Source organism: Campylobacter vulpis, from assembly GCF_014217995.1.
GTDB lineage: Bacteria > Campylobacterota > Campylobacteria > Campylobacterales > Campylobacteraceae > Campylobacter_D > Campylobacter_D vulpis.
In genome coordinates this window covers 888636-901408 of the sequence record NZ_CP041617.1, presented here as the reverse complement: position 1 = coordinate 901408, position 12773 = coordinate 888636, and the positions used below count along the sequence as shown (strand labels likewise).

The following is a 12773-nucleotide window of genomic DNA, read 5'->3' as shown; positions in this document are numbered from 1 at the left end:
TATACTATCAAGTTAAATTACTAAATGGAGAAGTTATAATGAAAAAAATTGTTATTTCACTTGCCTTAGCAAGTTTTTTGTGTGCTGCAAATGTAGAATTTAATGAAGCAGATTCTAAGATAGAAAGAGTTAATCCTGCCAATGGCGTTTTGCTTTCTTATCAAGACTCTATTAAGGAGGTGAAAAAATCTGTTGTTAATATTTCAACCTCAAAAACCATCACTAGAATGAATAATCCTTTTGATGATTTTTTCGACGATCCATATTTTAAGCAATTTTTCGGTTTTGACCCCTTTCAAAGAAGAGGGCAAAATGAAAAAGAAGTGATTGCAAGTGTGGGTTCTGGTGTGATTATTTCAAAAGATGGTTATATCGTTACCAATAATCATGTGGTAGAAAATGTCGATAGTATAAGTGTAACCTTGCCGCAAAGCGATGTGGAATATAAGGCTAAATTGATAGGAAAAGACCCTAAGACGGATTTAGCGGTTATTAAAATCGAAGCAAATAATCTTTCAGCGGTGAGTTTTTCAAATTCGGACGAGTTGTTGGAGGGTGATGTTGTTTTTGCTCTTGGTAATCCTTTTGGTGTGGGCTTTAGTGTAACAAGTGGGATTATTTCAGCACTTAATAAAGATAATATAGGCTTAAATCAGTATGAAAATTTCATACAAACGGACGCTTCGATTAATCCGGGTAATTCAGGTGGAGCTTTAGTTGATACGAGAGGAGCTTTAGTAGGGATAAATTCAGCGATTTTATCACGCGGTGGGGGGAATAATGGCATAGGTTTTGCCATACCTTCTAATATGGTTAAAGATGTGGCAAAAAAGCTTATCGAAAAGGGTAAGATAGAAAGAGGCTTTTTAGGTGTGAGTATCACGGCTTTAAAGGGCGATAGTAAGAAAGTGTATAAAAATAGCGAGGGAGCTTTAATCACCGATGTTCAAAAAGGTTCATCAGCTGATGAAGCGGGACTTAAAAGGGGAGATTTGGTCTTAAAGGTTAATGATAAAAGCATCAAAAGTCCAAATGATTTAAAAAATTACATTGGCACACTTGAACCAAATCAAAAAATTTCACTTCTTTATGAAAGAGATGGCAAGGAAAATCAGGTAAGTTTCATTTTAAAAGGCGATGAAATAAGTGAAACTAAAGGCGTGCAAGATAGTTTAATTGAGGGTTTAAATTTAAGAACTTTAGATGTAAATTTAAAAACGCGTCTTGGTGTGCCAAGTGAGATAAATGGGGTTTTGATTGAAAGTGTTAAGCCTAAAAGCAAGGCAAAAGAGGCAGGTTTTAAAGAGGGTGATATTATCATAGCAGTAGGGCAAGGCGAGGTAAAAGACTTAAAAGATTTGCAAAATGCTTTAAAAAATCAAGCCAAAAATGCGTGGATTAAAATTTGGGTGTATCGCGGAGGTGTGATAACTTTGCTTGTGTTAAAATAAGCATTTGTATTTTGTTATGAAATTTATTATAGAATTTTCGTCAAAGGAGTAAGATGACTAATATTCTTATGATAGAAGATGATTTGGAATTAGCTGAAATCACGGCGGAGTATTTAGAACAATTTGATATGAAAGTCGATATAGCTCACGAGCCCTACATTGGACTTTCAAAGCTTGCTTTAAAGGAGTATCAGCTAATCATACTTGATTTATCCTTACCAGGGCTTGATGGGCTTGAGGTGTGTGAGGAGATTCGTAAAAAATATGACACGCCCATTATCATTTCAAGCGCTAGGCACGATATAAGTGATAAGGTTAATGCTTTGGAGCTTGGAGCAGATGATTATTTGCCTAAGCCTTATAATCCCAAAGAGCTTCAAGCAAGGATAAAGAGCCATTTAAGACGCATTTGTCATACAAAAAATGCCATAGCAAAAAGCGTGAAAGACTTAATTTATGACCAGTATAAGCACATTATTACGATGAAGGGCGAGGAGCTGACCCTGACAAATGCGGAATTTGACATTTTAAGCTATCTTATTAAAAAAGAGGGTGGAGTGGTAAGCCGAGAGGAGCTTGTATATAATTGCTCTTCCATTAGTGAGGATAGTTCAAATAAAAGCATTGATGTGATTATTTCTCGTATTCGTCAAAAAATGGGCGATGATCCTAAAACGCCAAAATATATCCATTCCATACGCGGCATAGGCTATAAGCTTACGCAATGAACCGCTCGTCTATTTTTTACACCATCACCTTCATTTTTCTTTTTGCCGGAGTGAGTGTAACGCTTGGTTTTTTGTGGCTTATAGCTTATGACCAACAAAATTACACTAGGGAATTAAATGCCAAATACTCTCTTATAGCCAATGTCAAGCTTTTGCAGCTTAATGGTATGATAAATGAAAAAGAATTTGAAGAGCAAACTAAAGCTTATAATAAAATGATGAGAATTGAAGATGAAAAAGAACTTCAAGGTATTTTAAAACAGGGTGAAGTTTTAGAAAAAGTCGCCATAGATAAAGGTAGGGTGGAAATCATTTCTTATAAAGATGCGGTTTATTTAAATATAGTCTATGATGATGAAATTTATCTCTATGAAGACCAAGAATATCAAAGCTATCGTTATTTTATCATTAAGGTTATAGGGGTTGCTGTTTTTATTATGCTTATTTTGCTTTATTTTTTTACACTTAAAAAATTAAAGCCTCTAAGAACTTTAAAAAAGCAAATCGACCGCTTTGCACAAGGAAAACTTAATGAAGTCGAAAATGTCAGCACGGGAAATGATGAAATTTCGCAAGTATCCGAAGCTTTTTACCGTGCTATTTTGCAAATCATAAAATTAAATCAATCAAGGCAATTTTTTTTAAGAAATATGATGCATGAGCTAAAAACACCTATTACAAAAGGACTTATAACGCTTGAAATGCTTGAAGACGATAAGTATAAGGAAAGACTTGAGGGGATATTTAATCGTCTTGAAATTTTAATTAATGAATTTGCGGCGATTGAGCAAATTACTTCAGGTGCAGCTTTTATTAACCGCAAAAAATATAATATATTAGATATTTTAGACGAAGCCAAAGAAATTTCTATGCGCGATGAAAGCAGTATGCGTATTTTTATGGGAGAAAGTTTTTTTGTCAATGTCGATTTTAAGCTTTTTACCACAGCGATTAAAAATATGATTGATAATGGCATTAAACATTCTCAAGATGGTTTTGTGCAAATTGACATTATGGAAGATTATATTTGCTTTAAAAATAGGGGAGAGGAGCTGAATAATACCTTAGAATATTACACGCAAGCTTTTACGCAAGGATCGAAACAAAAATCAAGTTTTGGACTAGGACTTTATATTGTAAATACCATACTTGAAAGTCATAATATGAAGCTTGATTATGCTTATGAGGACGGAGTGAATTTATTTTATTTTAGAGGTTTAAAAGAGATTATTATAGGCGAATCTTGACAAAAGTGATTAATTTGCTACAATTAGCTTTTTATTATCAAAAAGGATATTTAAATGATAAAGTCAATCGCCGAATGGAGTGAGCAAGAGTATTTATTGCTTGCTCTGCCACATAAAAATACAGACTGGAAGCCTTATTTAGACGAGATTATCGAAGCTTATAAGGAATTTGTAAAAGTCGCAAGTGCGTATGAAAAGCTTTTATTAATAGCGCCAAATGATGAGGATTTTATACCCTTTAAAGAATTTAGCAATGTGGAATTTTTTAAATGTGAAACAAATGATACTTGGATAAGGGATTTTGGTGCGATTGATGTGCTTGAAAATGGAAGATTGAAGGCTCTTGATTTTACCTTTAATGCTTGGGGAGGTAAATTTCAAAGTGCTTTGGATAATGCCTTAAATCATAAGCTTTTTAATGAAAAATTTCAAACTAGACTTGAAAAATGCGACTTTATTTTAGAGGGCGGGAGCATTGATTTTAACGGAGCTGGTGTAATGCTAACAAGCTCATATTGCCTACTTAATGCTAATCGCAATCAAAATTTAAGCAAAGAAGAGATAGAAAAAAAGCTTAAACATTATTTTGGGCTTACAAAAATCATATGGCTTGAAAATGGCTTGATTAAGGGCGATGATACAGACAGACATATCGATACTTTGGCACGTTTTATTGATGAAAATACCATAGCTTATTGCACCTGTGAAGATGAAAATGACGAGCATTACGCACCATTAAAGGCTATGGAGGAGGAATTAAAAAAGACAAATTACCATCTTATCCCCCTTCCTATCCCAAAGCCTTTATTTTACGAGGGTAGAAGACTTGGGGCGACTTATGCAAATTTCGTTTTTGTAAATAATGCTCTTATTGTGCCTTTTTATAAGGATGAAAATGATGAAGTGGTGCAAAAAAGACTTCAAACTCACTTAAAAAACCGCGAAGTTATCGGTGTCGATGCAAGGGTATTTCTAAGACAAAATGGCTCTTTGCACTGCTCGTGTCAAAATCGCTTTAAAGGACTTAGATGAATTTAGCCAAACAAGCGACTATCATAGCAACTTGCTGTGCGTTTTTTTTAGCCATTGTGAAATTTATCGTGGGGATTTTAAGCGGTTCTGTGGCTGTGCTTTCGAGTGCAATTGATTCTATGATGGATTTTGCCATTTCCGCTTTTAATTTTTTAGCACTTAAAAAATCTGCCCAAAAACCAAACGAGCATTATAATTTCGGCTTTTCTAAAATCGAAGCTTTAATGGGCTTTTTGGAGGGCTGTTTCATTGTGGGAGTGGGGATTTTCATCTTTTATCAAAGCGTGATGAAAATTTATCATAAAGAAATTGTAAAAGATTTAAATTCTGGTATGGGCGTGATGATTTTTGCCCTTATTATTACCTCTTTTCTTGTGCTTTATCTTTCTTTTGTGGCAAAAAAAACAAAAAGTTTGATAGTGGAAAGTGATTGTTTGCATTATAAGAGCGATTTTTTAAGCAATGCCTTTACTCTACTTGCTTTAATTTTGATTTATTTTACAAATTGGCATATTATTGATGCGATTTTTGGCATTATTGTGAGTATTTATACGAGTTTTAGTGCGAGTAAAATCATCAAAAAAGCACTTACTTTTTTAATGGACGAGGCTTTAGATAAAGAAATTTTAGAAAAAATTAAAATTTTAATTAACAATCATCAAGAAGTGATTTCTTTTCATAATCTTAAAACAAGAAAAACGCCAAGCACAAATTATATTAGCGTTCATTTAGTTTTTTGTCCCATAATTTCACTTTTAAACGCACATCAAATTTCTGATGAAATTGAACAAAAAATAAGAGAAATTTCACAGGAGCAAAAGTGGGAAATTCACATTCATCTTGACCCTTATGATGACCAAGATGAAGAAAGGGATAGAATATGAAAATAGCACTCATTCAACAAAAATTCCACAACACTAAAGAAGAAACAATACAAAAAACTTGCGAATTCATTGCTAAAGCAAAAAAAGAAGGTGCTAATCTTGTGTGCTTGGGAGAGTTACATCAAAGTGAGTATTTTTGTCAAAGTGAAGATGTAGCAAATTTTGATTTAGCAAAAGACTATGATGAAGATGTGAAATTTTGGGCTAGGGTTGCTAAAGAAAATGAGGTGGTTTTAATCACTTCTTTATTTGAAAAGCGAAGTGCGGGACTTTACCATAACACGGCTGTGGTGTTTGAAAAAGATGGAAGCATAGCGGGCAAATACCGCAAAATGCACATACCAGATGACCCTTGTTTTTATGAGAAATTTTATTTTACGCCCGGAGATTTGGGCTTTGAGCCGATTGATACAAGTGTGGGGAGGCTTGGGGTGCTCATTTGCTGGGACCAGTGGTATCCTGAAGCGGCTAGGATTATGGCTTTAAAAGGAGCGGAAATTTTAATTTACCCTACGGCAATAGGTTGGTTTGATGAAGATAGTGCAGAAGAAAAAGAGAGACAGCTTAACGCTTGGTTAGGAATTCAAAAAGCCCACGCCATAGCAAATGGACTTTATGCGGTGGCGATTAACCGCGTAGGCTTTGAAAAGGATAAAAGCGGGGTGCAAGAGGGCATTAGATTTTGGGGAAATTCTTTTGTTTATGGACCGCAGGGCGAGGAACTTTTTTTGGCTGATAAAGAAAGTGAGCTTTGTGCTTGTGTGGAATTAGATTTAAAAAGAAGCGAAAATGTGCGTAGGTGGTGGCCATTTTTAAGAGATAGAAGAATAGAATTTTTTGGTGATTTGCAAAAAAGATATATCGACTAGCTTAAGTTGGAACGCTATTTGCTTATATTTTTTAAAATTATAGAAAGGTGTAAAGATGATTAATCCGTTTAAATCAAAAGAGCTTGTAACTAGTGCTTTAGCAGGTAGGAATTTGAGAAATCAGCTTATTAACTCAAATCTTGCAAATGTTGATACTCCTTTTTATAAGGCAAGAGATGTAGAATTTGAAACAGCTTTAGTGCGTAGGGCAAATGAAATTTTCAAAAAAGAACAGGGTAAAGAGCTTGAATTAGCCAAAACAAGCGATAATCATCAAGAGCCGTGGAAATTCCCAGACCCTAGCAAATCGACTATTTACCTAAGAGATGGGCATTTGGCTAGAAATGACGCTAATGCTGTGGATTTAGATGTCGAAACGACCGAAATGAGTAAAAACACGGTGATGATAACTGCTCTTGATGGAGTTTTAAGAAGACAGAGTAATATCTTTAGCTCTATCATTGATGCGAGTTCTAAATTAAGTTAAAGGTAAATTATGGCATACTTAAGTGATTTTGATATTAGTGGTTATGGTTTAAGTGCGCAGCGTTTTAGAATGAATGTGATAAGCTCAAACATCGCAAATGCTCAAACGACACGCACAGCAGAGGGCGGACCTTACCGCAGGAGAGAGGTTATCTTTAAGGCAAATGATTTTGATGAGCTTTTAAACAAGCAAATCAATAAAGATAACAATTTTTTAAAATATGAAAATCCACTCAATGACCCAAGCTCGCCTGAAGAGGCTAAGCCTGCGATTATGAGTGTAGTTGTTGATAAAGTTGTGCGTGATGATAAAGATTTTCGTATGAAATACGACCCAAGCCACCCTGACGCAAATGCTGAGGGTTATGTGGCTTTTCCAAATGTTAATCCTGTTATCGAAATGGCGGATTTGATAGAGGCGACAAGGGCTTATCAAGCAAATGTGAGTGCATTTACAAGTGCTAAAACCATAGCACAAAGTGCAATTGATATTTTAAAAGGATAATGAAAATGAATAGTATAAACGAACTTAGATTTAACACTCTAGCAAATAAGACAAATGGCAATATACAAGATAAGGGTATAGGCGATGAATTTGCCAAAATGCTTAAAAATGAAATTGAAGATTTAAACACCGCTCAAGAAAAAGGCGAAGCAGCGATGACGGACATTGCCACAGGACAGGTGAAAGATTTACATCAGGCTGCTATTGCCATTACTAAGGCGGAAAGCAGTATGAAATTTATGCTTGAAGTAAGAAATAAGGCTATTAGTGCATATAAAGAAATTACGAGAACTCAAATTTAAGTTTTAATGCAAGAATACAAGAAAAATAGAGTTTCAAAAGTCGCCTTTGCTTATTGTATGGCACTTTTATTTATGATTATTTTTTTAAGCTCGACTTTTTTTTTAACTTCCAAACGCTATATTCCAAACACAGAAAAAGATCAATATAGCCTTGCTTTGCGAGGCTCTATCATTACAAAAGATAATTTTACCATAGCAAGTTCGCGTGAGATTTATAGGGCAGAGATTGATCTAAGAAGTCTTAAGAAGGATAGAACCGAGCTTTTTTTAAAGCTTTTTCAAATTTATAGTGGTTTTGATGATAGGCAAATGGCAGAAATTAAAAAGCGTATGCAAACACAAAAAAAGCGAAATTATAATTTTGTTTTAGCTTCAAATTTACACTCTAAACAGGCAAGTTATCTTAAAGATTTAGCCAAAAAGCTCTATATACAAGGTTTTTTTAAGGCTTTTACAAATAATAATGGACGCGTGGAGACAAGGGGACTTAGCATCATAGAGCATAGGGAAGATAGAAACTATATATCCATCAATGCTTTAACGCCTGCTATAGGTTATACCCGCACACTTTTGGATAAAGAAAATAATATTTTGAAAAATGTGGGCGTAAAAGGCTTGGAAAAATATTATGAGCAATGTTTAATGCCCTTGCAAAATGAGAAAATTCAAGGACTTAAAGATGTGGGTGGAAATATTATTTTAAATTTAAATTCTATTCAACAAAGAAAAATTAATGGTTGTGATTTATATCTTAATGTTTCTTTAAAACTTCAAAAAAATATAGAAAAAGCCATAGACCAAAGAAATGCCGATTTAAAGGCAAATGAAATTATAGTTGGAGTTATGGAGAGTAAAACGGGTAAAATTTTAGCTCTAGCAAGTTCTAGGCGTTATGACCCTCAAAATAGGGGTAAGGATTTATCCGTGCTTAATGCAAGTGCTATTGAGTATGGGTATGAGGCAGGTTCTGTAATTAAGCCTTTTATTTTTGTAACGGCTTTAAGGCTTGGTAAGCTTAAAATTGATGAAATTATTAAAACTTATGGCGGACAATATAAACTTGGGCGTTTTACCATTAGCGATGACCATAAAAAAGATAAGATGAGTATGGAGGAGGTGATTACTCTTTCATCAAATGTTGGTATGATACAAATTTCTAAAAGAATGAGCAATTTAGAAATTATTACTGGACTTAAAATTTTTAAATTTGGCGAAAAAAGTGGGATAGATTTACCCTATGAGCAAAAGGGTGATTTACCAAATCCTAACCGCTTAAGGGAGATAGAAAAGTCCGTTTTAAGCTATGGTTATGGACTGAAAACGACCTTTATGCAGCTTCTTGCCGCTTATAATGTTTTTAATAATGATGGTATCTATATTACGCCGCGTTTGGCGGAAAAATTTTATCAAAATTCTCAATGGACTATGCTTGATGATGAAATTAAGCAGGAGAAAGTTCTTTCAAGCAAAGCAGCAGCTGAAATGAAGCAAATTCTCATTAATGTTATAGAAAAAGGCACGGGAAGAAGGGCTAGGACGGAGGGGATTATCATAGGGGGTAAAACGGGTACAGCGAGGATAGCTGAGCGTAAAGGCTATACGAGCAATCGCTATAATTCATCATTTTTTGGCTTTGCAAATGATGCGACAAATTCCTATACCATAGGCGTTTTAGTGAGAAATCCAACTAAGCCTTATAGCTATTATGCTGCACAAAGTGCCTTGCCGATGTTTAAGGATATTGTCAATATTTTAATTAATGAAAATTTTTTAAGTCCTATGGAGATTAAGCAATGAATTTTAAGAATTTAAAAGAAGTTCCTTTTAGTTCCTCGATTTATATTAAGCCTAAGCGTTTCACATATGAAAGTAAGGGTGAGAATTATACTTGGGATTTTATTGAAGCTAAGGATAGCGTTTCGGTGCTTTTGTATCATAAGGGTTTGGAGAGTTTTGTTTTTGTGAGGCAGTTTAGAATTCCACTTTGGTATCATCAAGACAATGATGAATTTTATCAAAAAAATGCAAATATGGGCTATACCATAGAGCTTTGCTCGGGGCTTGTAGATAAAAATTTAAGCCTAGAAGAGATAGCAAGGGAAGAATGCGTGGAAGAGCTTGGCTTTTTACCTAAAAAGCTTGAAAAAATAGGCGATTATTATACAGGTTTTGGCTCTGGTGTGAGTAAGCAAAGCTTTTATTATGCTGAGATTGATGAAGAGGATAAAGTCGCACAAGGTGGGGGCGTTGATGGGGAGCAAATCGAAGCTGTTTATGTGAAAGTTTGTGAATATGAGAGCTTTATAAAAGAGCAGATAAGAACGCCTTTGCTAGATTTTGCTTACCTTTGGTTTATGAAGCATCATTTTAAAATGCGTTGAAGTTCAAGTAAATTTGCGAGTAAAAATTCCTTTTTGCTAAGCTTGGAATTTGTTTTGATTTCATATTCACTTTTAAGAAGAAGGTTAAAAATTGCTTTATATTGTTTTAAATTTAGCTTAAAAGCTTGCCCACTTAGAGCTTGTCCCACTTGAGGTGGAGGCGTGTAACCTAAGAGGTCTTTAAAGTCTATTTTTCCATAAATTTTAGCGTAAATGGCTATTTTGAAAAGTTTATAAAAAGCATTTGAAAGCGAATTGATAAGAGCAATTTCGTTAAAACTTTCTAAAATTTTTTCAAGTTCTTCTTTTATATTTTGCGTTTTTAAAAGCTTGTCAAAAAAGTCATCAAAGCCCACCAAAGCAAGGCTATAACAATACTGCTTAACGACATTTTCATCAACTTTTAAGCCTATAAATTTATTTAACTCACTTGCCGCTAGGTAAAGATTTTCATCAAAGCTGACAAAAAGTGTTATGAGAGCATTATGTGTGATTTCTACATTTAACTCTCTAGCTTTCATAGCTAAAAGCTCAATTCCTTCTTTAGGATTTGAAATTTTAAAAAATCGTGCAAAATGATTTTCAAAAATTTTTTCTAGTTCACCCTGTTTTGAATTTTCATCATAAAGCTCAAGTAAGAAAAAATTATCCGTATTATTTTTGCATAAAGAAATTAAGGCTTTTAAATCCTTGCTACTAGGTTTTTTGAAGCATTTTAATTCTAAGAGTTTTTTGGAGCTAAAAAGTGAGCCAAGTGCTAAAAAATCACTCGCTCTAGCAAAATCATATTCTTCAAAATAGAGTTTCAAATTTTCCTCTACGGCATATTTTTGCTTAATGAAATTTGCATAAAGTTCAATTTGAAAATTATCTCCTCCATAAAGTAAGAAAAAATTAGAAAAATTGTTATTTTCTAAAGCTTTTTGCAAGTCTCTTCTATACATCAAAGTTCCTCAACTACACGTCCAAAAATTTTAGCAAAAATGATGTCTGCTTCGATGATTTGTATCCTTACTTTTTGCAAAAGATTGCTTTTATTATGCTCTAAAATAATTTCTGCCCCTTTAATCTCATCGTCAAGTTTGGCTATGCTAAGGGTATCATTTTCGCTAATAAAGGCATTAAAAACCTTGCCTACATTACGCTTTGCCCATCTTGCAAATTTTCTATCCATAAAGTCATAAGCAACCCTGTCCGCTTCTCTTTCTAAAAGGCTTAAATTTTCGCAAGTGTTTTGTATATTTAAAAGTAAATATTCATAAAGCTTTAAATCCCCCCTTTGCTTCGCTTTTAAAAGTCTGTGTAAAATCAAATCAGAATAGCGTCTAATCGGGCTTGTAAAATGTGTGTATTTATCAAAACCAAGTCCAAAATGTCCCCCATTTTCACTGGCATAACAAGCCTTTTTTTGTGCCTTGATGATAAGTTTATCCACTTCAGCTCTAATGTCAAGCTCATCGGCTAAGGCTTGGACATCGCGTATGAGTTCGCTAAGATTATTTTTATACTTCACATCTATGCCAAGCATACTAAGCTCTTCTAAAAGCTTTGTAATTTTTTTATCATCTGCTGGAGCGTGGTTTCTAAAAATGCCCACTTCACCTAGCATTTTAGCTGCTGCCTTATTTGCCAAAAGCATACAATCCTCAATTAAGCCGTGCGAGGGCGTATCTTTTTCATAAAAAGTGCTTTTAAGGCTTAAATTCTCATCTAAAAACATTCTCAATTCTTCTGTTTTAAATTCAAAAGCGTTTTTAAGACGAGCCTTTCTTAAAATTTGCGTTAAGTTAAAAAGCTTATAAATCCAAGAAAGTTCGCCTAAATTGCTTTTTTTCTCTAAAAGCTCATCAACTTCATCATAATGAAAACGCCGCTTAGAATTGATAATGGCTTCAAAAAGCTCTTCTTTGCAAATTTCATTATTTTGATTAAAAGTGATTTTAAAGCAGTAAGTAAGGCGGTCTAAATTTGGCTTTAAGGAGCAGATATTTTCGCTTAAAGGACGCGGTAGCATAGGGATAGAAATATGGGGAAAATAGATAGAAAAGCCCCTATGCCTCGCCTCTTTATCGGTCGCACAATATGCAAAAACATATTCACTTACATCAGCAATCGCCACATAAAGTTCTCTCTTTTTTTCATCATAATAAATCGCATCATCAAAATCTTTCGCGTGAATGGGATCAATCGTGCAAAAACTTAAATGTCTTAAATCCACACGCTCAGGATACATACTCGCATCGACACAATCGCCATTAGCTAGAGCTTCTTCTATGCAGGTTTCATCAAATTCGCTATTTTTATTAAAAAGTGCTAGAGAAATTTTTTCATCAACACTTTCATCGTCAATATGTCCTAAAACTTCTAAAATTTCATTATTTGTATTTTCTATTTTTAAAACAGAGCCAAGGGGTAGGGCTTTGAGAGATTTTTGTGAGGCTTTAAGGGCTGTGGAAAGTCCCGTTTTGACATTAAGTCCTAGCACAGCTTCGCCATATTTTTTAGTTACAACTATGGAAGTCTCATTTGCTTTTTTAAGCACTAAAACGACCTTAGCACTAGGTCTTTTTTTCTTAAGTGGGAGGAGTTTAGCGACAACTATATCTTTATAATTAGCCCCTTTTAAATGCTTATTTTCTATTAACAAATCCTTAGCAAAACTCTCATCATACGCACTTAAAAAGCCCGTGCCTTTACTTGAGATGTCAAGCTCTCCAAAAACATAGCCATTGTTAAGATAATATTTATTTTTATATTCTTTTAAGACATTTGAGGCTAAAAGCTCTCTTAGAATTTGTTTAAATTCATTACTGACTTGATTTTCACGCACACCATAACTTAAACTTTTTAAAAATTCTTTCACTTTACTTCACTTCACTTTGAATTTT

Annotated in this window: 13 protein-coding genes; 11 read left to right on the top strand and 2 right to left on the bottom strand. The window is 34.1% G+C overall.

What is annotated here, in order from left to right:
- The first annotated feature begins 38 nt into the window (after positions 1-38).
- Genes htrA through CVULP_RS04560 form a run of 11 tightly spaced genes read left to right on the top strand, consistent with a single transcriptional unit; the run spans position 39 to position 9885 of the window.
- Positions 39-1451, top strand: a complete 1413-nt coding sequence (gene htrA, locus CVULP_RS04610; protein ID WP_099507528.1) for a serine protease HtrA — start codon at positions 39-41, stop codon at positions 1449-1451.
- A gap of 53 nt (positions 1452-1504) precedes the next feature.
- Positions 1505-2179, top strand: a complete 675-nt coding sequence (locus tag CVULP_RS04605) for a response regulator transcription factor (protein ID WP_099461557.1) — start codon at positions 1505-1507, stop codon at positions 2177-2179.
- On the top strand, positions 2176-3426 hold the full coding sequence (locus CVULP_RS04600; RefSeq protein ID WP_099461556.1) for an ArsS family sensor histidine kinase: 1251 nt from the start codon (positions 2176-2178) through the stop codon (positions 3424-3426). The genes CVULP_RS04605 and CVULP_RS04600 overlap by 4 nt, the downstream gene beginning before the upstream one ends.
- 54 nt (positions 3427-3480) lie before the next feature.
- Positions 3481-4458, top strand: coding sequence for an agmatine deiminase family protein (locus tag CVULP_RS04595; RefSeq protein WP_099507527.1), 978 nt, complete (start codon positions 3481-3483; stop codon positions 4456-4458).
- On the top strand, positions 4455-5342 hold the full coding sequence (locus CVULP_RS04590; protein ID WP_099507526.1) for a cation diffusion facilitator family transporter: 888 nt from the start codon (positions 4455-4457) through the stop codon (positions 5340-5342). The genes CVULP_RS04595 and CVULP_RS04590 overlap by 4 nt, the downstream gene beginning before the upstream one ends.
- A complete protein-coding gene (locus CVULP_RS04585) occupies positions 5339-6211 on the top strand; it encodes an N-carbamoylputrescine amidohydrolase (RefSeq protein WP_099507525.1) in 873 nt (290 codons plus the stop codon). Before CVULP_RS04590 ends, CVULP_RS04585 begins: the two co-directional genes overlap by 4 nt.
- 55 nt (positions 6212-6266) lie before the next feature.
- Positions 6267-6698, top strand: a complete 432-nt coding sequence (gene flgB, locus CVULP_RS04580; protein WP_099507524.1) for a flagellar basal body rod protein FlgB — start codon at positions 6267-6269, stop codon at positions 6696-6698.
- Between the two features lie 9 nt (positions 6699-6707).
- Complete coding sequence (gene flgC, locus CVULP_RS04575; protein WP_027303994.1) at positions 6708-7202, top strand: flagellar basal body rod protein FlgC; 495 nt, start codon at positions 6708-6710, stop codon at positions 7200-7202.
- Positions 7203-7207: 5 nt separating this feature from the next.
- Complete coding sequence (gene fliE / locus CVULP_RS04570; RefSeq protein WP_099461552.1) at positions 7208-7504, top strand: flagellar hook-basal body complex protein FliE; 297 nt, start codon at positions 7208-7210, stop codon at positions 7502-7504.
- A 6-nt stretch (positions 7505-7510) separates the two neighbouring features.
- A complete protein-coding gene (locus CVULP_RS04565) occupies positions 7511-9301 on the top strand; it encodes a peptidoglycan D,D-transpeptidase FtsI family protein (protein ID WP_099461551.1) in 1791 nt (596 codons plus the stop codon).
- Positions 9298-9885 carry an NUDIX domain-containing protein gene (locus tag CVULP_RS04560; protein WP_099507523.1) on the top strand — a complete coding sequence of 196 codons (588 nt, stop codon included), beginning with the start codon at positions 9298-9300 and terminating at the stop codon, positions 9883-9885. The genes CVULP_RS04565 and CVULP_RS04560 overlap by 4 nt, the downstream gene beginning before the upstream one ends.
- Here the strand turns inward: CVULP_RS04560 and holA are convergent.
- Positions 9867-10829 carry a DNA polymerase III subunit delta gene (holA, locus tag CVULP_RS04555; RefSeq protein WP_099507522.1) on the bottom strand — a complete coding sequence of 321 codons (963 nt, stop codon included), beginning with the start codon at positions 10827-10829 and terminating at the stop codon, positions 9867-9869. The two genes, CVULP_RS04560 and holA, sit on opposite strands and share 19 nt — an antisense overlap.
- A complete protein-coding gene (locus tag CVULP_RS04550; RefSeq protein ID WP_099507521.1) occupies positions 10829-12748 on the bottom strand; it encodes an RNB domain-containing ribonuclease in 1920 nt (639 codons plus the stop codon). Before CVULP_RS04550 ends, holA begins: the two co-directional genes overlap by 1 nt.
- Positions 12749-12773 lie beyond the last annotated feature (25 nt).

Excerpts from the sequence above, each read along its gene's own strand:
- fliE (WP_099461552.1), top strand. The coding sequence starts at position 7,208 with ATGAATAGTATAAACGAACTTAGATTTAACACTCTAGCAAATAAGACA.
- flgC (WP_027303994.1), top strand. The coding sequence starts at position 6,708 with ATGGCATACTTAAGTGATTTTGATATTAGTGGTTATGGTTTAAGTGCG.
- CVULP_RS04600 (WP_099461556.1), top strand. The coding sequence starts at position 2,176 with ATGAACCGCTCGTCTATTTTTTACACCATCACCTTCATTTTTCTTTTT.
- CVULP_RS04595 (WP_099507527.1), top strand. The coding sequence starts at position 3,481 with ATGATAAAGTCAATCGCCGAATGGAGTGAGCAAGAGTATTTATTGCTT.
- flgB (WP_099507524.1), top strand. The coding sequence starts at position 6,267 with ATGATTAATCCGTTTAAATCAAAAGAGCTTGTAACTAGTGCTTTAGCA.
- CVULP_RS04590 (WP_099507526.1), top strand. The coding sequence starts at position 4,455 with ATGAATTTAGCCAAACAAGCGACTATCATAGCAACTTGCTGTGCGTTT.
- htrA (WP_099507528.1), top strand. The coding sequence starts at position 39 with ATGAAAAAAATTGTTATTTCACTTGCCTTAGCAAGTTTTTTGTGTGCT.
- holA (WP_099507522.1), bottom strand. The coding sequence starts at position 10,829 with ATGTATAGAAGAGACTTGCAAAAAGCTTTAGAAAATAACAATTTTTCT.
- CVULP_RS04605 (WP_099461557.1), top strand. The coding sequence starts at position 1,505 with ATGACTAATATTCTTATGATAGAAGATGATTTGGAATTAGCTGAAATC.
- CVULP_RS04565 (WP_099461551.1), top strand. The coding sequence starts at position 7,511 with ATGCAAGAATACAAGAAAAATAGAGTTTCAAAAGTCGCCTTTGCTTAT.
- CVULP_RS04560 (WP_099507523.1), top strand. The coding sequence starts at position 9,298 with ATGAATTTTAAGAATTTAAAAGAAGTTCCTTTTAGTTCCTCGATTTAT.
- CVULP_RS04585 (WP_099507525.1), top strand. The coding sequence starts at position 5,339 with ATGAAAATAGCACTCATTCAACAAAAATTCCACAACACTAAAGAAGAA.